Annotated in this window: 20 protein-coding genes; 17 read left to right on the top strand and 3 right to left on the bottom strand. The window is 42.8% G+C overall.

The window, feature by feature from the left end; all coding sequences use genetic code 11:
• Positions 1-10 precede the first annotated feature (10 nt).
• From HMPREF9188_RS07530 to HMPREF9188_RS07520, 3 genes are read right to left on the bottom strand one after another with little or no spacing between them, the layout of a single operon-like run.
• Positions 11-739 (bottom strand): ABC transporter permease, encoded by a 729-nt coding sequence (locus tag HMPREF9188_RS07530; RefSeq protein WP_000498776.1) that lies wholly within the window; start codon positions 737-739, stop codon positions 11-13.
• A gap of 15 nt (positions 740-754) precedes the next feature.
• Entirely contained in the window at positions 755-1,450 is a 696-nt protein-coding gene (locus tag HMPREF9188_RS07525; RefSeq protein ID WP_009730458.1) for an ABC transporter ATP-binding protein, read from the bottom strand.
• A 4-nt stretch (positions 1,451-1,454) separates the two neighbouring features.
• Entirely contained in the window at positions 1,455-1,820 is a 366-nt protein-coding gene (locus HMPREF9188_RS07520) for a GntR family transcriptional regulator (RefSeq protein ID WP_000119122.1), read from the bottom strand.
• Between the two features lie 140 nt (positions 1,821-1,960).
• Between HMPREF9188_RS07520 and nrdR the strand changes: the two genes are divergently transcribed.
• The 17 genes from nrdR (at position 1,961) to HMPREF9188_RS07435 (ending at position 22,776) form a co-directional block, all read left to right on the top strand.
• On the top strand, positions 1,961-2,434 hold the full coding sequence (gene nrdR, locus HMPREF9188_RS07515) for a transcriptional regulator NrdR (RefSeq protein WP_001203676.1): 474 nt from the start codon (positions 1,961-1,963) through the stop codon (positions 2,432-2,434).
• Complete coding sequence (locus tag HMPREF9188_RS07510; protein WP_009730457.1) at positions 2,435-3,598, top strand: DnaD domain protein; 1,164 nt, start codon at positions 2,435-2,437, stop codon at positions 3,596-3,598.
• Positions 3,599-4,495 (top strand): primosomal protein DnaI, encoded by an 897-nt coding sequence (gene dnaI / locus HMPREF9188_RS07505; RefSeq protein ID WP_000446492.1) that lies wholly within the window; start codon positions 3,599-3,601, stop codon positions 4,493-4,495.
• Complete coding sequence (locus HMPREF9188_RS07500) at positions 4,492-5,205, top strand: NADPH-dependent oxidoreductase (protein ID WP_009730456.1); 714 nt, start codon at positions 4,492-4,494, stop codon at positions 5,203-5,205. Before dnaI ends, HMPREF9188_RS07500 begins: the two co-directional genes overlap by 4 nt.
• A gap of 13 nt (positions 5,206-5,218) precedes the next feature.
• Positions 5,219-6,529 (top strand): ribosome biogenesis GTPase Der, encoded by a 1,311-nt coding sequence (gene der / locus HMPREF9188_RS07495; protein WP_009730455.1) that lies wholly within the window; start codon positions 5,219-5,221, stop codon positions 6,527-6,529.
• Positions 6,530-6,753: 224 nt separating this feature from the next.
• Positions 6,754-7,605 carry a TPM domain-containing protein gene (locus tag HMPREF9188_RS07490; RefSeq protein ID WP_009730454.1) on the top strand — a complete coding sequence of 284 codons (852 nt, stop codon included), beginning with the start codon at positions 6,754-6,756 and terminating at the stop codon, positions 7,603-7,605.
• Positions 7,606-7,763: 158 nt separating this feature from the next.
• Positions 7,764-8,360 (top strand): LemA family protein, encoded by a 597-nt coding sequence (locus tag HMPREF9188_RS07485; protein WP_000812473.1) that lies wholly within the window; start codon positions 7,764-7,766, stop codon positions 8,358-8,360.
• A gap of 131 nt (positions 8,361-8,491) precedes the next feature.
• Positions 8,492-8,782 (top strand): hypothetical protein, encoded by a 291-nt coding sequence (locus HMPREF9188_RS10695; protein WP_009730453.1) that lies wholly within the window; start codon positions 8,492-8,494, stop codon positions 8,780-8,782.
• A 142-nt stretch (positions 8,783-8,924) separates the two neighbouring features.
• Complete coding sequence (secA, locus tag HMPREF9188_RS07475; RefSeq protein ID WP_009730452.1) at positions 8,925-11,438, top strand: preprotein translocase subunit SecA; 2,514 nt, start codon at positions 8,925-8,927, stop codon at positions 11,436-11,438.
• Between the two features lie 79 nt (positions 11,439-11,517).
• Positions 11,518-12,549: a 3-deoxy-7-phosphoheptulonate synthase gene (locus HMPREF9188_RS07470; RefSeq protein WP_009730451.1), complete on the top strand. Its 1,032-nt coding sequence runs from the start codon at positions 11,518-11,520 to the stop codon at positions 12,547-12,549.
• A 1-nt stretch (position 12,550) separates the two neighbouring features.
• A complete protein-coding gene (locus tag HMPREF9188_RS07465; RefSeq protein ID WP_000864028.1) occupies positions 12,551-13,582 on the top strand; it encodes a 3-deoxy-7-phosphoheptulonate synthase in 1,032 nt (343 codons plus the stop codon).
• A gap of 44 nt (positions 13,583-13,626) precedes the next feature.
• Positions 13,627-13,989 carry a holo-ACP synthase gene (gene acpS, locus HMPREF9188_RS07460; protein ID WP_025168498.1) on the top strand — a complete coding sequence of 121 codons (363 nt, stop codon included), beginning with the start codon at positions 13,627-13,629 and terminating at the stop codon, positions 13,987-13,989.
• Positions 13,979-15,082, top strand: a complete 1,104-nt coding sequence (gene alr / locus HMPREF9188_RS07455) for an alanine racemase (protein WP_000648097.1) — start codon at positions 13,979-13,981, stop codon at positions 15,080-15,082. The genes acpS and alr overlap by 11 nt, the downstream gene beginning before the upstream one ends.
• Positions 15,083-15,099: 17 nt before the next feature.
• On the top strand, positions 15,100-17,115 hold the full coding sequence (gene recG, locus HMPREF9188_RS07450; RefSeq protein ID WP_009730449.1) for an ATP-dependent DNA helicase RecG: 2,016 nt from the start codon (positions 15,100-15,102) through the stop codon (positions 17,113-17,115).
• Positions 17,116-17,425: 310 nt separating this feature from the next.
• Entirely contained in the window at positions 17,426-17,908 is a 483-nt protein-coding gene (locus tag HMPREF9188_RS07445; RefSeq protein WP_000894824.1) for an acyl-CoA thioesterase, read from the top strand.
• A gap of 158 nt (positions 17,909-18,066) precedes the next feature.
• The gene (locus tag HMPREF9188_RS07440) at positions 18,067-19,047 is read left to right on the top strand and encodes an acetylxylan esterase (RefSeq protein WP_009730448.1); all 981 of its coding nucleotides are present in this window, start codon (positions 18,067-18,069) and stop codon (positions 19,045-19,047) included.
• Between the two features lie 336 nt (positions 19,048-19,383).
• The gene (locus HMPREF9188_RS07435; RefSeq protein ID WP_009730447.1) at positions 19,384-22,776 is read left to right on the top strand and encodes an SIALI-17 repeat-containing surface protein; all 3,393 of its coding nucleotides are present in this window, start codon (positions 19,384-19,386) and stop codon (positions 22,774-22,776) included.
• Positions 22,777-22,938: the final 162 nt, after the last annotated feature.

Genomic DNA, 22,938 nt, shown 5'->3' with positions numbered 1-22,938 from the left:
TGGGCGTTTTTTATTGCAAATTAACCTTGTTTTTCAAAATATAGTAGGTACCGAGATAGTAGATAGCCGATAAAAAGAGATCGCGCAAGATTTCTGTACCAATCATCATGTTAAAGTCATTTTCAATTCGGAAAAAGAGAGAAACATAACCAATGACGATGGCAATGACGATATAGGCTAGAATCCCCATAGCTGTTCGATACTCATTAAAGAGTTGTCCGATTGAGATGGAGAGGTAAATGGATAAAATCCATGTAATCGAACCGACAAATAGTGATAGGGCATACAGCCAGCCGTAGCTGAGGTAAGGGGAAATGAAGTTATAGAGGACAGTGAAGTCTTTTTCTATTGGTGTTAAGAAGAAGATAATCAATACACTCAAGATAAAGACGATATAGCTTAAGATGGACCAGACAAGACCACCTAAAAGTTTTGCGATGATGATTTGGTGCTCAGAGACAGGCAAGGTTAGGGTCAAGTACCCTTGGCGGTCATAAACACTCCCCTTGAATCTTCGGATGATTAAAAAGATTGTTGCAATCCAAAGAGTGACGCTGAGTCCTCCAAAGACTAGTACCAAAAAGAAGATGAAATAAACAGCATTGTTAGAATTGTAACTCTGACTAAGGCTACCAAGGAAAGCTCCAATCAAAACTGAAATTGCAAGCACAGCTCCATAGAGCGCTAAATACCATTTATTGACATTCTTAAATTCATAACGAACTAGATTCCAAAACATAATAATCTCCTTTGCTTAGGCTTTAAATTCCTGGCGGAAGAGCTGGTCAATTGATTCACCTGACTCGTAACGAATATCATCAACATTTCCTTGGCGAACGACTTTTCCGTCTTTGAGGAAGATAATCTCATCCAAGATTGGCTCAATATCTGAAATCAAGTGGGTTGAAATCAGGACCGTAGAAGTTGGGGAATAGTTGTTGATGATGGTATTGAGGATATAATCACGAGCAGCTGGATCCACGCCTCCGATTGGTTCGTCCAGAACGTAGAGGCGGGCTTCACGGCTCATAACGAGGATTAGTTGGACCTTCTCCTTGTTTCCTTTTGATAATTTCTTTAAACGACTATTTTCATCAATGCCAAGGTCTGCAAGCAGATGTTGGGCGCGTTCAAGATTGAAATCCTGATAGAAGGTCTTGAAGTAGGTTAGGGCTTCCTTGACCTTCATCTGTTCATTTAGATAGGTTGTGTCTGGTAGATAGGAGACAATCGCTTTGGTAGCAGGACTTGGATCCTGTCCGTTAATGAGGACACGTCCTTTGTCTGGCTGAAGGAGACCGTTAATCAGTTTGATCAGGGTTGTTTTTCCGGATCCGTTTGGTCCGAGGAGCCCGACAATCTTTCCAGCTGAGATCTCTAGTGAGATATTGTCAAGTGCCGCAGTTACTCCATATGATTTTGATACATTTTCAAGTGCTAGTAGTGTCATAGTCTTAAACTCCTTTAATATAGTCGCTTAATACATTTGGCAGTTCTTCTTTTTTGTAGCCAAATTGAAGCATGCAAGAGACGAAGTGTTGCAGTTGCTCTTCGGAAAGTTGTTTGCGGGACTGAACGATGAGGTCCAAATCCTCGGTGACAAAACGACCAGTTGTTCGCTTGCTATAAACGAATCCTTCACGTTCAAGGTCAGACAAGGCGCGCTGAATGGTATTGGGATTGACCCCAGCCTCGCTCGCCAGTTCTCTTACGGTTGGTAGCTGTTGGTTGGGTTCCAGTTCATGGGAAACAATCTGTAGTTTAATTTTTTCCATAATCTGTAAATAAATGGGTTTTGTATTATCAAATGACCAGGACATCATAGTCTCCTTTCTTTTTCTTTATTGTTCTAATTAAATAATACAATAAAACAAAAAACTTGTCAAGTAAAAATAAGAATTGTTTTGGGAATTGCTCAAAAAATGGTATAATGAAAAGAAAACGACAAGGAGGGAAATGCATGCGTTGTCCAAAATGTGGGGCTACCAAGTCTAGTGTTGTTGATAGTCGACAAGCCGAAGAAGGAAATACCATCCGTCGAAGACGTGAGTGCGACGAGTGTCAGCATCGTTTTACAACCTATGAACGAGTAGAAGAAAGAACGCTGGTTGTCGTCAAAAAAGACGGTACACGAGAGCAGTTTTCTAGAGATAAAATCTTTAATGGGATTATTCGCTCAGCCCAGAAACGCCCTGTTTCGAGTGATGAAATCGGCATGGTGGTCAATCGCATCGAGCAAAAACTCCGTAGTCGCAGTGAGAATGAGATCCAAAGTGAATATATTGGGTCTTTAGTCATGGAAGAATTGGCGGAGCTTGATGAGATTACCTATGTTCGTTTTGCCAGTGTTTATCGTAGCTTTAAGGATGTGAGTGAGTTGGAGAGTCTGCTCCAACAGATCACCCAGTCCTCTAAAAAGAAAAAGGAAAAGTAAATGAAGCCAAATGACCGTTTTTCTTTTCTAAAGAATAATCGGGTGTCGCAAGATATCTCTTCTCTGGTGCAGTGCTACCTCCCGATTATCGGTCAGGAGGCACTGAGCCTCTATCTATATGCCATTACCTTTTGGGATGGAGGGCAAAAGGAGCACCTCTTTTCCCATATCCTCAACCACTTAAACTTTGGCATGCCGACCTTGCTCCAATCCCTCAAAATCTTATCTGCTTTGGATTTGTTGACCCTTTATCAAAAGGGGGAAACCTATGAATTGCAGCTTCAGTCTCCCCTCTCCAGTCAGGATTTTCTAAGTCATTCAGTCTACAGCAGATTATTAGAGAAAAAGATTGGGGATGTAGCTGTTTCTGCTATGAAGCAAGCTCCAAGTGAGGGAGAAGCACTCTCGGTTTCCTTGAGTCAAGTCTTTCCAACCCTGACTGAAGAAGTGACCCCAAGCGAGTCTAAAAGCAAGTTAAAAAATGATTTTGATTTGGAACATTTCCAGCACCTGATGGCTCGAGATGGCTTGCGTTTTGAAGACGAGCAGGCGGATGTTTTAGAATTATTTGCCATCGCAGATGAAAAAAAATGGACCTGGTTTGAAACCTATCAACTAGCCAAGGCGACAGCGGTGGCTCAGGTTATTTCAGTCAAACGCATGCGTGAAAAGTTAGCACAAAAACCAGCGACTTCTGACTTTAGTCCCAAAGAAATGACCATTATCAGGGAAGCTAAAAATAAAACTCCCCTAGAATTTTTAGCCGAAATCAAGCAAACACGTAAGGGAAACATCACCCAAAGTGAAAGAGAACTCCTTTACCAGATGGCATCTTTAGGCTTGTTGGATGAAGTCATCAATATCGTCTTACTTCTAACTTTTAACAAGGTTGATTCGGCTAATGTCAATGAAAAATATGCTATGAAGGTCGCAAACGACTATGCCTATCGCAAGATTCGGACAGCAGAGGAAGCCGTGCTTCGGATTCGAGAGCGTCAGCAAAAAGGGCAAGAAGAACAGAAAAACAAGGCCAGCTCAACTAAGACAAATGTTCCCAAGTGGAGCAATCCAGAATACAAGAATCAAACCAGTGAGGAAACTCGTCTGGAACTAGAACGCAAAAAACAAGAAATGTTAGCCCGATTAGAAGAAGGAGGAGACTAGATGGAAAGTGTTGGTGACGTTATCAAACGTCAGACAAGTCGTTTTCAGTATCAGGACTTGGTCCAGCAGATCATGAAGGACCCCGATGTAGCGGCTTTTATCCAGAAAGAATCCCTCAGCCAAGAGGAGTTAAATCGCAGCATCTCCAAGTTCAACCAATATATCACAGAACGGGATAAGTTTCTTCGTGGGGATGCGGACTATATAGCACGTGGCTACAAGCCTATCTTGGTCATGAATCACGGCTATGCAGATGTATCTTATGAAGAAACACCAGAACTAATCGCGGCTGAAAAAGAGGCGGCAATCAAGAATCGTCTTAAGTTGATCAATCTACCAGCAAGTCTCAAGAAAGCGAAGTTGGCTCAGATTGACCTGGATGACTTAGGACGTTTGCCGATTTTTGAGAGACTCTATGCCTTTGTTGACCTTTACCCTAGTATCCGAAAAGGTCTCTATCTTTATGGAGATTTTGGTGTCGGTAAGAGTTTCATGATGGCGGCTCTTGCCCATGACCTATCTGAAAAACGTGGTGCTTCAACAACCATTCTCCACTATCCAAGTTTTGTCATTGATGTAAAAAATGCTATCGGTGAAGGCTCTGTAAAGACCTTGGTGGATGAGATCAAGTTAGCAGAAGTCTTGGTATTGGATGATATTGGTGCAGAACAGTCTACCCCTTGGGTGCGTGATGAGATTCTCCAAGTTATTCTTCAGTACCGCATGCAGGAAGATTTGCCGACCTTCTTTACTTCCAACTTTAATTTCCAAGATTTGGAAAAACATTTTGCCAAAGGAAAGAATGGAAATGATGAGACTTGGGAAGCTAGACGGGTCATGGAAAGGATTCGTTATTTAGCAGAGGAAACAAGACTAGAAGGAGAAAATCGCCGATGACAGAAACCATTAAACTGATGAAAGCTCATACTTCAGTTCGTCGCTTTAAGGAGCAAGAGATTCCTCAAGAGCACTTAAATGAAATCTTGACAGCTGCTCAAATGGCGTCTTCTTGGAAAAATTTCCAATCTTATTCTGTGATTCTTGTACGTAGCCAAGAGAAGAAAGATGCCTTATACGAACTGGTTCCCCAGGAAGCCATTCGCCAGTCAGCTGCCTTTTTGCTCTTTGTCGGTGACTTGAACCGAGCTGAAAAGGGAGCAAGTCTTCATACAGACACTTTCCAACCTCAAGGAGTGGAAGGTCTCCTCATCACGTCTGTGGACGCTGCGCTTGCTGGGCAAAATACCTTGCTTGCAGCAGAGAGTCTGGGATATGGTGGTGTGATTATCGGTTTGGTCCGTTACAAGTCGGAAGAAGTGGCAGAACTTTTTAACTTGCCTGACTATACCTATCCCGTTTTTGGGATTGCCTTTGGCGTGCCAAATCAACAACATGATGTCAAACCAAGACTGCCTTTGAACCAAGTGGTATTTGAAGAAGAATACCAAGAACAGCCAGTTGAAGCGATTTTGGACTATGACCAAGTACAGGCGGACTATGCTGGTGCGCGTGCGACGACCTCTTGGAGTCAGCGTTTGGCAGAGCAGTTCGGTCAAGCCGAACCTCGTTCAACTCGGAAGAATCTAGAACAGAAAAAGTTATTGTAGAAAGTGAGAAAACATGGCCTTACCAACTATTGCCATTGTGGGACGTCCCAATGTTGGGAAATCAACCCTATTTAATCGGATCGCTGGTGAGCGGATCTCAATCGTAGAAGATGTTGAGGGTGTGACACGTGATCGTATCTATGCAACGGGTGAGTGGCTCAATCGTTCCTTTAGTATGATTGATACTGGAGGGATTGACGACGTCGATGCTCCCTTCATGGAGCAAATCAAACACCAGGCAGAAATTGCCATGGAAGAAGCAGATGTCATCGTCTTTGTCGTTTCTGGTAAAGAAGGGATTACAGATGCGGACGAGTACGTAGCTCGCAAACTTTATAAAACCCATAAGCCTGTTATCCTTGCCGTTAACAAGGTTGACAATCCTGAGATGCGAAATGATATCTTTGATTTCTATGCACTAGGCTTAGGTGAACCGCTGCCAATTTCGTCTGTCCACGGTATTGGTACGGGTGATGTACTGGATGCCATCGTGGAAAATCTACCACATGAAGTCGAAGAAGAAAATCCAGATGTCATTAAATTCAGCTTAATTGGTCGTCCAAACGTTGGAAAATCAAGTTTGATCAACGCCATTTTGGGTGAAGACCGCGTGATTGCTAGTCCAGTAGCTGGAACAACGCGCGATGCCATTGATACCCACTTTACAGATGCTGATGGACAAGAGTTTACCATGATTGATACAGCTGGTATGCGGAAGTCTGGTAAGGTCTACGAAAATACAGAAAAATACTCTGTCATGCGTGCCATGCGTGCCATTGACCGTTCTGACGTGGTCTTGATGGTCCTCAATGCTGAGGAAGGGATTCGTGAATACGACAAGCGTATCGCAGGATTTGCCCACGAAGCGGGTAAAGGAATGATCATCGTGGTCAACAAGTGGGATACTCTTGAGAAAGACAACCATACTATGAAGAACTGGGAAGAAGACATCCGTGAGCAGTTCCAATACCTGCCTTATGCACCGATTGTCTTTGTGTCTGCTCTGACCAAGCAACGTCTTCACAAACTGCCTGAGATGATCAAGCAAATTAGCGAAAGTCAAAACACACGCATCCCATCAGCTGTCTTAAACGATGTGATTATGGATGCCATCGCAATTAATCCAACACCGACAGACAAAGGAAAACGCCTGAAAATCTTCTACGCGACTCAAGTGGCAACCAAGCCACCAACCTTTGTCATCTTTGTCAACGAAGAAGAACTCATGCACTTCTCTTACCTGCGTTTCTTGGAAAATCAAATCCGCAAGGCCTTTGTCTTTGAAGGAACACCAATCCATCTCATTGCAAGAAAACGCAAGTAAGCTATGTTTGTTTTCACACAAAAATAAACTAAAAGAAGGCTATGAGGTCTTCTTTTTTCTATAAAAGGAGTAAAAGTTTTATCAAATTGGAGACAAAATCTGTCATCAAAATTCAATTATTTTCCTAGCTTTTGTAATCTATTTGTAATGAAAATGCACTTTCTTTGTAAAAATCAAAATGCTATAATTCCTTAAATCAATTTTCCTTTATCAGGGAGGTTATTATGAAAAAAGGCAGATTATTTAAACATAGTTTGTTGGTTCGCTTGCTTGGGTTGCTGATGGTCTTTCTCTTCTTGTCAGCATTCACAGCACCTGAAAAACCTGAGTACGGGATCTATGACCCGGATCACTATCTAACGGATGAGACTATAACTCAGATTCGAGAATTGAATAATGTCAATAGTAAAAAATCAGAAAAATTCCAGATGGGTGTTTACGTTGTGAAAAGCCTAAATGGAGAAACAATCGAGACTGTAGCCAATGAAACAGCTAGAGCTTGGAAGATTGGCTACTCGGGAGACAATCACGGTGTCTTGATTGTGGTAGCAGTCCAAGATAGAAAATCACGGATTGAAACAAGCAATAATGTGGCAAGTAAAATCACAGACTATCAGACCAATAGATTTTTGAAAACAGCACGACCTTACTTTCAAAAGGGAGACTACAGCAATGGAGTTCTTTCTATAGCACACAATCTCAACTACATGTTTTATAGTGGATCGAGTACGACTGCTTCAAGTTCTAGAAGTAGTTACGACTATACCACCAACTCTAGTCGCTTAAGGGAACTTGAAAGATATGCTGGTGAGAGTAGTTCTTCGAGACGTCATCGAAAAAGTAGTTCGAGTGACGGAGTTATCGGATTTGGAATTCTCATTTACTTCATCGTGATGATCATTGGATTTATATCTGGAGGCCGTGGTGGCGGTTCACATGGAGATGATTCTGGCGGTGGCTGGTGGGGCGGTGACTCATCAGATTCAGGATCCTCTTGGTCTGACTCAGGCTCCGACTCATCTGGAGGCTGGGACGGCGGTGGCTTTGATGGCGGTGGTTCGTCTGATGACTGGTGAGTGATCTATATTGCTCAAACCAATTTCTCCATGCAGTAAGTTGACTCCTTTGCAACAGTTCACTCCTTCATTAAAAATAAAAACAAAGTTTGGAAATTGATTTAAAATCTGAGTATTTTCTCAGAAAAGTTGATAAAAGAAAGTGTTAAGGTTTTGATATGAAACAAAATAAAGTAATTCTCTCAATAGTGGCGATTTTCTTTGGACTACTAGTTCTGGGAAGTTGTTCCGCAGTGACGACCTATAACGGTCTGGTTGGTGAACAGACTAAAGTGGAGCAGGCTCAGGCCGATGTCTCTACAGCCCTCCAACGTCGTTCAGACTTGATTGGTAACTTGGTCGAGTCCGTTAAAGGACAAATGAATCATGAAACCGAAGTCTTTACCAAGATTGCGGATGCTAGAGCTAAAATTGGAAGTAGTTCAGTGACATCAGAAGAGAACCAAAAAGCTCAGGGAGAATTGAGCTCTGCTCTTTCTCGCTTGATTTCCTTGACGGAGAATTATCCAGAACTCAAGAGCAATCAAAATGTTGAGCAACTAATGGTGGAACTTTCAGGGAGTGAAAATCGAATCTTTGTAGCACGCAAGGATTATAATAAAGTCGCAGCCGAGTACAATCAAAAGTTGAGAAGTTTTCCAACCGTGCTTTTTGCGAATATGATGAACTTTAAAGAAGCTGAAACCTTTAAAGAAACAGAAGAAGCCAAGACAGTTCCTAAGGTCGATTTTGGAACATCTTCATCAAGTCAATAAAGTGAATCAGCCTATGAATAAAGGAATTTCTCTAGTATGACTAGTGATTTCAAACCCGGACCTGGAAAGCCTTTCCCAGGTTTTTTGGTATAATAAAAGGGAAGAGACAGTGACTAAAATGGAGGTTTGCTATGGAGAAAACAAAAGCCTTTCTTGAAGCGCACTACAAGAGATATATCCTTACGATTTGCTTTCTCTGGTTCCTCATGTTTTTTCTTCCTTGGGATTGGCAAATAGGAGGAGTTTCAGTATATTATTTCGTTATGAAAAAACTCTTCGTGGTTTTTGGTGTTTTATCCATCCTATACTCCGTGCTGATTAAAAAAATCAGTCTTCTCATCTTTGGCATCATCTCTTGCTTGGCCTTCTGGATTAATCTCTTTTGCTCTTTTGGTATATTGCCAGTGTTTTTAGGAAATTAAACATAAAATAATGATGGACTAGACTAGTTTCTACCCCTTTTTTCCCCTTGTAAAACAAGGATTCTTTCTTGAAAAATAATAGTAAATATGCTAAAATGAAAAGAACATTCTAAAATATTCAGAATCTAAAGTAAGGAAAATCATGGCTAATATTTTAAAAACAATTATCGAAAATGATAAAGGAGAACTTCGTCGTCTAGAAAAGATGGCTGATAAGGTTCTTAACTATGAGAGCCAAATGGCCGCAATGTCGGACGAAGAACTAAAAGCAAAAACTGACGAATTTAAAGAACGCTACAATAAGGGGGAATCACTTGATTCGCTGTTATATGAGGCTTTTGCGGTAGTCCGTGAAGCAGCAAAACGTGTCCTTGGACTTTTCCCTTATAAAGTTCAGGTCATGGGTGGGATTGTTCTTCACCATGGTGACGTTCCAGAGATGCGTACTGGTGAAGGGAAAACCTTGACGGCGACCATGCCGGTGTACCTCAATGCCCTTGCAGGTAAAGGGGTTCACGTAGTTACTGTCAACGAATACCTGACAGAACGTGACGCGACTGAGATGGGTGAATTGTACTCATGGCTCGGTCTGTCAGTAGGGATCAACTTAGCAGCCAAATCTCCAATGGAGAAAAAAGAAGCGTATCTCTGTGATATTACCTACTCAACCAACTCAGAGATTGGTTTCGACTACCTTCGTGACAATATGGTCGTTCGTGCAGAAAACATGGTACAGCGTCCGCTTAACTATGCCTTGGTCGATGAGGTTGACTCGATTTTGATCGATGAAGCCCGTACTCCTTTGATCGTTTCAGGTGCCAATGCAGTTGAGACTAGCCAACTCTACCATATGGCGGATCATTTTGTGAAGTCTTTGGACAAGGATGACTATATTATTGACATTCAGTCTAAGACGATTGGTTTGTCTGATTCTGGGATTGACAAGGCTGAGAGCTATTTCAAACTGGAAAATCTCTATGATGTCGAAAACGTAGCTCTTACCCACTTTATCGACAATGCCCTCCGTGCCAACTATATCATGATTCTTGATATCGACTATGTGGTTAGCGAAGAACAAGAAATCTTGATCGTCGACCAATTTACAGGTCGTACCATGGAAGGTCGTCGTTACTCTGACGGCTTGCACCAAGCGATTGAAGCCAAAGAAGGTGTGCCAATCCAAGATGAGACTAAGACTTCAGCTTCTATCACCTACCAAAACCTCTTCCGTATGTATAAGAAATTGGCAGGTATGACAGGTACTGGTAAAACAGAAGAAGAAGAATTCCGCGAAATTTACAACATTCGTGTTATCCCAATCCCAACCAACCGTCCAATACAACGTATCGACCACTCAGACCTTCTCTATGCCAGTCTTGATGCGAAGTTTAAGGCTGTAGTTGAAGATGTAAAAGCTCGTCACCAAAAAGGTCAGCCGGTCTTGGTAGGTACAGTTGCAGTTGAAACGAGTGACTTTCTTTCTAAGAAACTGGTAGAGGCAGGTGTTCCTCACGAAGTCTTGAATGCGAAGAACCACTACAGAGAAGCGCAAATCATCATGAACGCTGGTCAGCGTGGCGCAGTTACTATCGCAACCAACATGGCCGGTCGTGGTACCGATATCAAGCTTGGCGAAGGGGTTCGTGAACTTGGTGGACTTTGTGTCATTGGTACAGAACGCCATGAAAGTCGCCGTATTGATAATCAGCTTCGTGGACGTTCAGGGCGTCAAGGAGACCCAGGTGAGTCACAATTCTACTTGTCTCTTGAAGATGATTTGATGAAACGTTTTGGTTCAGAACGTTTGAAAGGTGTCTTTGAACGTCTCAACATGTCTGATGAAGCCATCGAATCTCGCATGTTAACGCGTCAAGTTGAAGCAGCTCAAAAACGTGTCGAAGGAAACAACTACGATACTCGTAAACAAGTCCTTCAATACGATGACGTTATGCGTGAACAACGTGAAATCATCTATGCACAACGTTATGATGTCATTACAGCAGACCGTGACTTGGCACCTGAAATCCATGCTATGATTCGTCGTACCATTGGCCGAATCGTAGATGCGCATGCTCGTTCGAAAGAAGATGAGAAATTGGAAGCCATCTTGAATTTTGCCAAGTACAACTTGCTTCCAGAAGATTCAATTTCTCTTGCAGACTTAGCTGGTCTGTCAGATCAGGCCATCAAAGATGAACTGTATCAACGTGCATTGAAGGTTTATGATAGCCAAGTTGCCAAACTTCGTGATGAAGAAGCAGTGAAAGAGTTCCAGAAGGTCTTGATTCTACGTGTTGTAGACAACAAGTGGACAGACCATATCGATGCTCTTGACCAGTTGCGAAATGCTGTTGGTCTTCGTGGATATGCCCAAAACAACCCTGTTGTAGAATATCAAGCAGAAGGTTTCCGCATGTTTAATGACATGATTGGATCGATTGAATTCGATGTAACTCGCTTGATGATGAAAGCACAAATCCACGAACAAGAACGTCCGCAAACTGAACACAATATCAGTACAACTGCGACTCGTAATATCGCAGCGCAGCAGGCTCAGCTTCCAAAAGATGTGGACTTGAGCCAAATTGGACGAAATGATCAATGCCCATGTGGCTCTGGTAAGAAATTCAAGAACTGTCATGGTAAGAGACAATAATATGAGATAAGATACAGGCGGATACCTGGTAAAAGTCATTTTTTGCTTGGTGTCCGTTTGCTTTATAAGGAGATGAATCATGGTATTTACAGCTAAAAGTCCTAAAATTAACATTGAAGAAGTTCGAGCCTTGTCTAAATTAGAGGGGGCGGCTCTTGCGAGAAAAAACCAACGTGATCAGGAATTGGAAGCCATCATCCGTGGGGAAGACCAGCGTATTCTCTTGGTGATTGGACCATGTTCATCTGATAATGAAGAGGCGGTTCTCGAGTATGCCAAGCGTCTATCTGCTTTGCAAGAAGAGGTCAAAGATCGTATTTTTATGGTCATGCGTGTCTATACGGCTAAACCTCGTACCAATGGAGACGGATATAAGGGCTTGATTCATCAACCAAATGCTAAAGAAGCACCTAGCTTGATCAATGGAATCAAGGCTGTTCGTCATTTACATTACCGCGTTATTTCTGAGACTGGCATGACAACAGCGGATGAGATGCTTTATCCTGAAAATCTTCCGCTAGTGGATGATTTGATTTCTTATATGGCTGTTGGAGCCCGTTCTGTAGAGGATCAACAGCACCGTTTTGTAGCGAGTGGAGCAGACTTTTCAACAGGATTTAAAAATCCAACATCTGGAAATCTTAATGTGATGTTTAACGGGATTTATGCAGCGCAAAATAAACAGAGTTTCCTCTTTCTTGGTAAAGAGGTGGAAACAACAGGGAATCCATTGTCCCACGCAATTCTTCGCGGTGCCTTGAATGAATACGGGAAAAATATTCCTAACTACTACTATGACAATTTGATGGATACCATTGCCCAGTATGAAAAGATGGGCTTAGAAAATCCCTTTATCATCATTGATACCAATCATGACAATTCAGGCAAGCAGTACATGGATCAAATCCGTATCGTTCGTCAGACCTTGATTAACCGTGACTGGAATGAGAAAATCAAGAAATACGTTCGTGGTTTTATGATTGAGTCCTATCTAGAAGATGGACGTCAAAATGAACCTGAAGTTTTTGGTAAGTCCATTACAGATCCGTGTCTAGGCTGGAACAATACTGAAGCACTTGTTCGCGAAATCTACCAAACGCTAGGAGAATAAGATGGCATTTATCGAAAAAGGTCAAGAAATTGATATTGAAGCAATCAAGGCTGCGACCCAGTTGTCACCTGAAGCCTTGCGAAAGAAAGAAGCCCGCGATAGAGAGCTGGCAGCCATCATCTCGGGTGAGGACGACCGAATCCTTTTGGTGATGGGGCCTTGTTCTTCAGACAATGAAGAAGCAGTACTCGAATATGCTCGTCGCTTAGCAGACTTGCAGAAAAAAGTTGCGGATAAAATCTTTATCGTGATGCGTGTCTATACGGCCAAACCTCGTACTAATGGAGATGGCTATAAAGGCATGATTCATCAACCAAATACCAGCGAAGCGCCTAGTCTCATCAATGGTTTGCAGGCTGTTCGTCAGCTACACTATCGAGTGATTACCGAAACGGGATTGACAACAGCTGATGAGATGCTTTATCCGTCAAATCTCGTTTTGGTTGATGACCTGGTCAGCTACCATGCTGTAGGGGCTCGTTCAGTGGAAGACCAAGAACACCGCTTTGTAGCGTCTGGTATTGATGCTCCAGTTGGGATGAAAAATCCAACATCTGGGAACCTTGGGGTCATGTTTAATGCCATCTATGCGGCTCAAAACAAGCAAACCTTCCTTTACCATGGCCAAGAAGTGGAAACTTCAGGAAATCCCTTGGCCCACGTTATCCTTCGTGGTGCCATGAACGAATATGGTAAAAATGAACCCAATTTCTACTATGAAACACTCTTAAATGCCATCAATCGCTATGAGACTATGGGACTTGAAAATCCCTTCATTATCATCGATACCAATCATGACAATTCAGGCAAGCAGTATATGGAACAAATTCGCATTGTTCGTCAGGCCTTGCTGAATCGTGACTGGAATGAAAAGATTAAAAAGACGGTTCGAGGCTTTATGATCGAATCTTACCTAGCAGACGGTCGCCAAAATCAACCAGAGGTCTTTGGTTGCTCCATTACCGACCCTTGTCTAGGATGGGAAAATACAGTAGCCTTGGTAGAAGAAATTTATACTACCTTAACAAAATAAGTGAAAAGGATGGAGTTGGGGGAATCTCAGCTCCTTTTATGAGTATGATAGTTGGACACGGAATTGACATCGAAGAATTGGCTTCGATAGAAAGTGCAGTTACACGACGTGAGGGCTTTGCCAAGCGCGTGCTGACAACTAAGGAAATGGAGCGATTTACCAGTCTCAAAGGGCGCAGACAAATCGAATATTTGGCTGGTCGCTGGTCGGCTAAGGAAGCTTTTTCCAAGGCTATGGGGACAGGAATTGGCAAACTGACCTTTCAGGATTTGGAAGTTTTGAACAATGAAAGAGGGGCTCCCTATTTTAGTCAGTCACCATTTTTAGGAAAGATTTGGCTGTCGATCAGCCATACAGATCAGTTTGTGACAGCCAGTGTCATTTTGGAGGAAAATCATGAAAGCTAGTCCACATAGACCGACCAAGGCTCTGATTCGTTTGGGAGCTATTCGACAAAATATACAACAAATGGGAAGTCATATCCCTAATGGTACGCTCAAATTTGCAGTAGTCAAGGCTAATGCTTATGGACATGGGGCGGTAGCTGTTGCAACGGCGATCCAGGATATTGTTGATGGATTTTGCGTTTCCAATATCGATGAAGCTATCGAGTTGCGTCAAGCAGGTATAAACAAGAAAATCCTCATCTTAGGAGTTTCTGAGCTAGAAGCTGTTTCCCTAGCTAAAGAATACGACATCACCTTGACAGTGGCAGGGTTGGAGTGGATTCAAGCGCTGTTAGACAAGGAAGCAGATTTAACTGACTTGACTGTCCATCTCAAGATTGATTCAGGAATGGGACGAATTGGTTTTAGAGATGCCAGTGAAGCTGATTTGGTTCAAGACTTGCTCAAGCAACATGGTGCTCGCGTTGAAGGAATTTTTACCCACTTTGCGACTGCAGATGAGGAATCAGATACCTACTTTAATCAGCAGTTAGAATGCTTTAAAGCTATTTTGGCAAGTATGAAGGAAGTTCCAGAGCTGGTTCATGCCAGCAACTCGGCAACGACCCTCTGGCATGCAGAGACTATTTTCAATGCAGTTCGTATGGGAGATTCCATGTATGGTCTCAATCCAAGTGGAGAGGTTCTGAACTTGCCTTACGACTTGACTCCAGCCTTGACCTTGGAATCTGCTCTGGTTCATGTCAAGACAGTTCCAGCTGGAGCTTGCATGGGCTATGGAGCCACCTATCAGGCGGATAGCGAGCAAGTCATCGCGACCGTGCCAATCGGCTATGCGGATGGTTGGACACGAGACATGCAGAATTTCTCTGTCTTGGTAGATGGACAAGCTTGCCCAATTGTCGGACGAGTATCTATGGACCAAATCACCATTCGTCTGCCTAAGATTTATCCGCTCGGAACAAAAGTAACCCTGATCGGTAGCAATGGTGACCAGGAAATCACAGCAACTCAGGTAGCGACCTACCGTGGAACCATTAACTATGAGGTGGTTTGTCTCCTCAGTGACCGCATTCCGAGAGAATATTATTAAAAAGAAAGGAGTGGAGCATGAACCTACATCAACCCTTGCATGTCTTGCCTGGTGTGGGGCCAAAGTCAGCAGAGAAATACGCCAAACTAGGAATTGAAAACTTGCAAGACCTCTTGCTCTACTTTCCTTTCCGTTATGAAGATTTCAAGACCAAGCAGGTCCTAGAGCTGGAAGATGGTGAAAAGGCTGTTCTTTCTGGTCAGGTAGTAACTCCTGCTAGTGTCCAGTATTATGGTTTTAAGCGTAATCGCCTGCGTTTTAGTCTCAAGCAGGGAGAAGTCGTTTTTGCGGTTAATTTCTTTAACCAGCCTTATCTGGCTGATAAGATAGAGTTGGGAGCAACGCTTGCCGTTTTTGGGAAATGGGACCGTGCTAAGGCCAGTCTGACAGGTATGAAGGTTCTAGCTCAGGTGGAAGAAGACCTCCAACCTGTTTATCGTCTGGCTCAGGGAATCAGTCAGGCAGGGCTGGTTAAGGTCATTAAGACAGCCTTTGATCAGGGGTTGGACCTCTTGATAGAGGAAAATCTTCCCCAGCCTTTGCTGGATAAATACAAACTCATGTCCCGTTGTCAGGCCGTCCGCGCTATGCATTTTCCTAAGGATTTAGCAGAATACAAGCAGGCCCTTCGCCGGATCAAGTTTGAAGAACTCTTTTATTTTCAAATGCAGTTGCAGTCACTCAAGTCTGAAAATAGAGTTCAGGGAAGTGGTCTGGTTCTGAATTGGTCCCAGGAAAAAGTGACAGCCGTTAAAGAAAGTCTGCCTTTTGCCCTGACCCAAGCTCAAGAAAAGAGTTTGCAGGAAATTTTAACTGATATGAAGTCCGACCATCACATGAATCGTCTCCTGCAAGGAGATGTGGGGAGCGGAAAAACAGTGGTTGCTGGCCTGGCCATGTTTGCGGCGGTGACGTCTGGCTACCAGGCTGCTCTCATGGTACCGACAGAAATCCTAGCAGAGCAACACTTTGAGAGTTTACAGAACCTTTTTCCAGACTTGAAACTGGCTCTCTTGACAGGTTCCTTAAAAGCTGTAGAAAAAAGAGAAGTTTTAGAGACCATTGCCAAGGGTGAGGCTGACTTTATTATCGGAACTCATGCTCTGATACAAGATGGGGTGGATTATGCTCGCCTTGGCTTGATTATCATCGATGAGCAGCACCGTTTTGGTGTGGGCCAAAGGCGTATTTTACGGGAAAAAGGGGACAATCCTGACGTTCTCATGATGACGGCGACGCCCATTCCACGAACACTGGCTATCACAGCCTTTGGCGATATGGATGTTTCCATTATTGACCAGATGCCAGCAGGTCGGAAGCCCATTGTGACTCGCTGGATCAAACATGAGCAACTGTCTCAGGTCTTGACTTGGTTAGAGGGGGAAATTCAAAAAGGTTCTCAAGCCTACGTCATCTCTCCCTTGATTGAAGAATCTGAAGCTCTGGATTTGAAAAATGCCATTGCCTTATCAGAGGAGTTTACAGCTCATTTTGCCGGCAAGGCTGAAGTAGCTCTTCTACATGGTAAGATGAAGAGTGACGAAAAAGACCAGATCATGCAGGATTTCAAAGAGCGAAAAACGGATATTCTGGTTTCGACAACGGTTATTGAGGTTGGGGTTAATGTTCCCAATGCGACCGTCATGATTATCATGGATGCCGACCGGTTCGGTCTCAGTCAGCTTCACCAGCTCAGAGGCCGTGTTGGTCGGGGGGAAAAGCAGTCCTATGCTGTTCTCGTGGCTAATCCCAAGACGGATTCTGGGAAAGATCGCATGCGTATCATGACAGAAACGACCAATGGATTTGTCCTTGCGGAGGAAGATTTGAAAATGCGTGGTTCTGGAGAGATTTTTGGAACCAGACAGTCAGGACTTCCAGAGTTTCAAGTGGCGGATATTATCGAAGATTTTCCGATTTTGGAAGAAGCCAGGAAGGTTGCCAGCTACATTAGTTCGATAGAAGGTTGGAAAGAGGATCCGGAGTGGCGCATGATTGCTCTCCACTTAGAAAAGAGAGAACATCTGGATTAAGCCTTTTCTAAGAAATCTATAAGCTAGCTTTTAGGTTTGGGTCTTATACTAGAGTCATCAAAAAGAAACGAGGACTCTCACATGACTATTAAAGTAACCTACCAAAAGAAATATCAGACTTTCAAACTAGAGAAAGGAGCTAGCACCTATTGATAACCAAAGAGCGGAAACGCTCTTTTTATTTTTATAAAATAGTCGACTATAAATCAAACTTAGTCGAGTGATAAAAAGATATTAGTCTCCAAGCCTATTTACTCTTTGACTGAAGCTTGATATAATTGCCCCATCTGAGTAAAGAGGAGTGAAAAGAATGTTAGAAACAAGAACGATTGCTATCCAAGATAGGTATGGAGAACGATTTCAGCATTGTTGGGGATGTGGTCCCAAGAATGATTTAGGCTTACATTTAAAAACCTATCCAAGTATAGATGGAAAGAGTTGTATTAGTCGGATAAAGCTTGAAAATGCTTATACTGGTGGAGTTCCATCAAATGTCTTTGGAGGAATGATAGCGACTATTTTTGATTGCCATGGCACGGCCTCAGCAGCTTGGTTTGCCCATCATCAAAAAGGGTTGGAACTGACGGAATCAACTGTGATAGGACGTTTTATTACAGCTCGCTTGGAGATTGATTACCTTAGTCCTAGTCCAATTGAAGATGAAATTGTGGTTACTTCTACTCTGGAGGAATTAGGGGAAAGAAAAGCAATTATTGCTATGGAGATGACAGTGGCTACTAAAGTCCGTGCCAAAGCCAAAATGGTAGCAGTTGCTGTGAAGGATCATATGTAAAACGGAAGATTAGAAGTTTAAGATTTTAAAACTACTTTCAGACGATCAGTTTGAGGGAGGAGAATCTAAAATCACTTTCTGTTTACCATTCTTTCTTGCATTGCTTTCCCAGATATGCTAGAGTTATGATAGCGATTACAAATCAAAAGGAGCATGCTATGAAAAATCCAGCTTTGTTAGAAGAAATCAAGACCTATCTAGGACGGGATGAGATTCCAGAAGACTTTGATGCTTTCTGGGATGAAGAGGTCAAAAAAGTTTCATCTCTTCCAGCCTACCAGTTGGAGGAAAGAGATTTCCACATTCCTCAAGTCAAGTGTTATGAGCTAACTTTTGAAGGAAGCAATGAAGGTAAGGTCTACGCACGCGTCGTTCTTCCAAAGAGTGAGGGTAAAGTTCCCCTAATCTTCCATTTTCATGGTTATATGGGACGTGGCTGGGACTGGACTGATATGCTGGCCTATACTGTGGCTGGTTACGGTGTTGTTTCCATGGATGTGCGGGGCCAGTCAGGTTACTCGCAAGACGGCTTGCGTTCTCCTCTAGGGAATACCGTTAAGGGGCATATCATCCGTGGTGCTGTGGAAGGTCGGGATCATCTCTTTTATAAGGATGTCTATCTGGATATTTACCAGTTGGTTGAAATTGTTGCTAGTCTGCCTCAGGTGGATGAGAAGCGACTTTCTAGCTATGGCGCTTCACAAGGAGGAGCTTTAGCTCTGGTCGCAGCAGCGCTCAATCCTCGAATTCAGCGAACAGTTGCCGTCTATCCTTTCTTGTCAGACTTTAGACGAGTGCTTGAGATTGGCAATACCAGTGAAGCCTATGACGAACTTTTCCGTTACTTCAAGTTTCACGATCCCTTCCATGAAACAGAGGAGGAAATCATGGCGACCCTTGCCTATATCGATGTGAAAAATCTTGCCCATCGTATCAAAGGTGAGGTCAAGATGATTACAGGCTTGGATGACGATGTTTGCTATCCTATTACCCAGTTTGCGATTTACAACCGTCTGACCTGCGACAAGGCCTATCGCATCATGCCTGAGTATGCTCACGAAGCCATGAATGTTTTTGTCAATGACCAAGTCTACAACTGGCTCTGTGGCAGTGAGATTCCTTTTAAGTACGTAAGATAATGAATGAGAGAGCCCAGAAGCTCTCTTTTTTATGTCCAAAGCCTGAAAGTACTTTTAGAAAATTTAAAATATTAAAATATCCTTAAAAGTAAAATCTATTCTGTGGGAACATAGATATAAATATAAGACTTTATTGTATAATAAAGGAAAAGTCACTTGTGAAAGGAGGAAAAAGGCTGCTGGGTGATTAAAAACTTGGGCTCAGCAGAAAATGGGAGAGGATTGGGAGCTCTCATTAAGTTGGATACTTTCTTGTAAAACTTGTCTCTTGAGAGACAATAAAAATTTTCAAAGAAAAAGAAAGCGCTTTATTTTATGAAAAATGAAAGGACAAACATGAATTACAAATCTTTAGATTGGAAACAGCGATACGGAATTCGAAAATTTGCAGTTGGGGCGGCATCTGTAGTGATTGGTACAGTAGTATTTGGAGCAAATCCAGTCTTAGCTCAAGAGCAAGCCAATGCAGCAGGGGCCAATACAGAAACTGTCGAACCTGGTCAAGGTTTATCAGAATTGCCAAAAGAAGTGTCCTCGGGAGATCTTGCTCATTTGGATAAGGATTTGGCTGGTAAATTGGCAGCAGCACAAGACAACGGCGTTGAGGTGGACCAAAATCACTTGAAAAAAAATGAGAGTGCAGAGTCAGAAACCCCATCCTCTACCGAAACCCCTGCAGAAGAAGCAAATAAGGAAGAGGAATCAGAGGATCAGGGTGCTATTCCTCGTGACTATTACTCAAGAGATTTAAAAAATGCTAATCCTGTCCTTGAAAAAGAAGATGTTGAAACCAATGCAACAAATGGTCAGAGAGTTGATTTATCAAGTGAACTAGATAAACTAAAGAAACTTCAAAATGCTACAGTTCACATGGAGTTCAAACCAGATGCATCAGCTCCACGCTTTTACAATCTCTTCTCTGTATCCAGTGACACCAAGGAAAATGAGTACTTTACTATGTCTGTCCTTGATAATACAGCTCTTATTGAAGGGCGTGGCGCTAACGGGGAACAGTTCTATGATAAGTATACAGATGCTCCTTTGAAAGTTCGCCCAGGACAATGGAATTCCGTGACCTTTACTGTCGAACAACCGACAGCGGAGTTACCTCATGGTCGAGTTCGTCTCTATGTGAACGGTGTCTTATCTCGAACAAGTCTAAAATCTGGGAACTTCATCAAAGATATGCCAGATGTTAATCAAGCTCAACTTGGATCAACCAAACGGGGCAAGAAAACAGTTTGGTCCTCAAATCTACAAGTCCGAAACCTAACTGTTTATGATCGTGCTTTAAGCCCAGATGAAGTTCAAACACGGAGTCAATTATTTGAAAGAGGTGAATTGGAACAGAAACTTCCAGAAGGTGCGAAAATCTCTGAGAAAGAAGACGTATTTGAAGGTGGTAGGAACAATCAACCAAATAAAGATGGCATCAAGAGTTATCGTATCCCAGCTCTTCTCAAGACAGATAAAGGAACTTTAATCGCTGGTGCAGATGAACGCCGTCTCCATTCGAGTGACTGGGGTGATATCGGCATGGTCATCAGACGTAGTGAAGATCATGGGAATACATGGGGAGATCGAGTAACTATTACCAACCTACGTGACAATCCAAAGGCTTCTGATCCATCAATCGGTTCACCAGTGAATATCGATATGACCCTGACTCAAGATCCTGAAACCAAACGCATTTTTGCCATTTATGACATGTTCCCAGAAGGAAAAGGAATCTTTGGAATGTCTTCGCAAAAAGAAGAAGCCTACAAAGAAATCAATGGTAAAACCTATCAACTCCTCTATCGAGAAGGTGAACAGGAAGCTTATACTATTCGAGAAAATGGTACAGTTTACACTCCAGATGGCAAGGCAACAGACTACCGCGTTGTTGTAGATCCTGTTAAACCAGCCTATAGCGACAAGGGTGATCTATACAAGGGTGATCAGCTACTAGGCAATATCTACTTCACAACAAACAAAACTTCTCCATTTAGAATTGCGAAGGATAGTTATCTATGGATGTCCTACAGTGATGATGACGGGAAGTCCTGGTCAGCGCCTCAAGATATCACTCCGATGGTCAAAGCCGATTGGATGAAATTCCTAGGAGTAGGTCCTGGAGTGGGAATTACCCTTCGTACTGGACCACATAAAGGTCGAATCGTCGTTCCTGTCTATACGACCAACCGGGCTAACCACCTCAATGGTTCTCAATCATCTCGAATCATCTACTCGGACGACCATGGTAAGACTTGGCATATGGGTGGTGGTGTCAACGACAATCGTACACTTTATGATGGTACAGTAGTCGATTCAAGCACCATGAGCAATTATTATGCTCAAAATACGGAAGCTTCTGTTGTTCAGTTAAACAATGGAGATCTTAAACTCTTTATGCGAGGATTGACAGAAGATCTACAGGTTGCAACCAGTCATGATGGTGGTCTAACTTGGGACAATAACGTTGAACGTTACGACGTGCCAGACGTTTATGTTCAAATGGCTGCGACTCACACGGTTCAAAATGGTAAAGAGTATATTCTCTTGGCAAATGCGAACGGTCCAGGTCGTAAAAATGGTTATATTCGAGTGGCTCGTGTTGAAGAAGATGGCCAGTTAACTTGGTTGCACCACCATTTGATTCAAGAAGGTGAGTATGCTTATAACTCACTTCAACAAATCGGACCAGATGAGTTTGGACTTTTATATGAACACCATGCTCCTGGAGGTGTTCCATACACACTTTCCTTCAAGAAATTCAACTGGGATTTCTTGACTAAGGAAAGAATTTCTCCTAAAGAAGCAAAAGTAAAATATGCTATCCAAAAATGGCCAGGTATTATTGCCATGGAGTTCGATTCGGAAGTATTGGTCAACAAGGCTCCGACCCTTCAATTGGCAAATGGCAAGACAGCAACCTTTATGACCCAGTACGATACAAAAACTCTCCTATTCACAATAGATCCAGAGGATATGGGTCAAAGAATTACAGGTCTTGCAGAGGGTGCAATTGAAAGCATGCATAATTTACCAGTTTCTTTAGCTGGCTCTAAACTAAGCGATGGTATTAATGGCAGTGAAGCTGCTATCCATGAAGTTCCAGAGTTCACGGGAGGTGTAAATGCAGAAGAAGCTGCTGTGGCAGAGACACCAGAATACACAGGATCATTAGCAACAGCAGGTGAAGAACCAGCTCCAACAGTAGAAAAACCGGAATTCACAGGTGGTGTAAATGCAGAAGAAGCGGCTGTAGCAGAGGTACCAGAATACACCGGTCCATTGGCAACGGTAGGTGAAGAACCGGCTCCAACGGTAGAAAAACCAGAATTCACAGGTGGTGTCAATGCAGTTGAGGCAGCAGTCCATGAGATTCCTGAGTTTAAAGGAGGAGTGAATGCAGTTCAAGCAGCCTCAAACGAGCTTCCTGAATATAGAGGAGGTGCTAACTTTGTCTTGGCAGCTTCAAATGACCTGCCAGAGTATAAAGGTGGAGTCAATGGCGCTGAGGCAGCAGTCCATGAAGTGTCAGAGTACAAGGGAGAAACTAATCTAGTATTGGCAGCTGCAGACAATAAACTATCTCTAGGACAAGATGTGACCTATCAAGCTCCAGCAGCTAAACAAGATGAACTTCCAAATACAGGAAGCAAGGAAACAAGCTCACTGATGTCCCTTGGTCTTTCAGGTATGCTTTTATCCTTGTTTGCATTAGGCAAGAGGAGAAAAGAATAATAAGAAAAGCTATTTGAGTAAGTCTCAGAAGAGATAGCAGGTTTTTCAGCCTGCTATCTTTTTTGATGACATTCAGGTTGATTCGAAATCATAAGATGTCTGAAACTACTTTCAGGATAGTCTGTTCTATAAAATAGTTTTGAAACTGAAATCTATTCTACC

Origin of the sequence: Streptococcus sp. F0441, from assembly GCF_000314775.2 — a bacterium.
Classification (GTDB): domain Bacteria; phylum Bacillota; class Bacilli; order Lactobacillales; family Streptococcaceae; genus Streptococcus.
Note: the sequence above shows the minus strand (reverse complement) of the source record. Positions and strands in the feature narration are given on the sequence as shown.

Excerpts from the sequence above, each read along its gene's own strand:
- HMPREF9188_RS07530 (WP_000498776.1), bottom strand. The coding sequence starts at position 739 with ATGTTTTGGAATCTAGTTCGTTATGAATTTAAGAATGTCAATAAATGG.
- HMPREF9188_RS07525 (WP_009730458.1), bottom strand. The coding sequence starts at position 1,450 with ATGACACTACTAGCACTTGAAAATGTATCAAAATCATATGGAGTAACT.
- HMPREF9188_RS07520 (WP_000119122.1), bottom strand. The coding sequence starts at position 1,820 with ATGTCCTGGTCATTTGATAATACAAAACCCATTTATTTACAGATTATG.
- nrdR (WP_001203676.1), top strand. The coding sequence starts at position 1,961 with ATGCGTTGTCCAAAATGTGGGGCTACCAAGTCTAGTGTTGTTGATAGT.
- HMPREF9188_RS07510 (WP_009730457.1), top strand. The coding sequence starts at position 2,435 with ATGAAGCCAAATGACCGTTTTTCTTTTCTAAAGAATAATCGGGTGTCG.
- dnaI (WP_000446492.1), top strand. The coding sequence starts at position 3,599 with ATGGAAAGTGTTGGTGACGTTATCAAACGTCAGACAAGTCGTTTTCAG.
- HMPREF9188_RS07500 (WP_009730456.1), top strand. The coding sequence starts at position 4,492 with ATGACAGAAACCATTAAACTGATGAAAGCTCATACTTCAGTTCGTCGC.
- der (WP_009730455.1), top strand. The coding sequence starts at position 5,219 with ATGGCCTTACCAACTATTGCCATTGTGGGACGTCCCAATGTTGGGAAA.
- HMPREF9188_RS07490 (WP_009730454.1), top strand. The coding sequence starts at position 6,754 with ATGAAAAAAGGCAGATTATTTAAACATAGTTTGTTGGTTCGCTTGCTT.
- HMPREF9188_RS07485 (WP_000812473.1), top strand. The coding sequence starts at position 7,764 with ATGAAACAAAATAAAGTAATTCTCTCAATAGTGGCGATTTTCTTTGGA.
- HMPREF9188_RS10695 (WP_009730453.1), top strand. The coding sequence starts at position 8,492 with ATGGAGAAAACAAAAGCCTTTCTTGAAGCGCACTACAAGAGATATATC.
- secA (WP_009730452.1), top strand. The coding sequence starts at position 8,925 with ATGGCTAATATTTTAAAAACAATTATCGAAAATGATAAAGGAGAACTT.
- HMPREF9188_RS07470 (WP_009730451.1), top strand. The coding sequence starts at position 11,518 with ATGGTATTTACAGCTAAAAGTCCTAAAATTAACATTGAAGAAGTTCGA.
- HMPREF9188_RS07465 (WP_000864028.1), top strand. The coding sequence starts at position 12,551 with ATGGCATTTATCGAAAAAGGTCAAGAAATTGATATTGAAGCAATCAAG.
- acpS (WP_025168498.1), top strand. The coding sequence starts at position 13,627 with ATGATAGTTGGACACGGAATTGACATCGAAGAATTGGCTTCGATAGAA.
- alr (WP_000648097.1), top strand. The coding sequence starts at position 13,979 with ATGAAAGCTAGTCCACATAGACCGACCAAGGCTCTGATTCGTTTGGGA.
- recG (WP_009730449.1), top strand. The coding sequence starts at position 15,100 with ATGAACCTACATCAACCCTTGCATGTCTTGCCTGGTGTGGGGCCAAAG.
- HMPREF9188_RS07445 (WP_000894824.1), top strand. The coding sequence starts at position 17,426 with ATGTTAGAAACAAGAACGATTGCTATCCAAGATAGGTATGGAGAACGA.
- HMPREF9188_RS07440 (WP_009730448.1), top strand. The coding sequence starts at position 18,067 with ATGAAAAATCCAGCTTTGTTAGAAGAAATCAAGACCTATCTAGGACGG.
- HMPREF9188_RS07435 (WP_009730447.1), top strand. The coding sequence starts at position 19,384 with ATGAATTACAAATCTTTAGATTGGAAACAGCGATACGGAATTCGAAAA.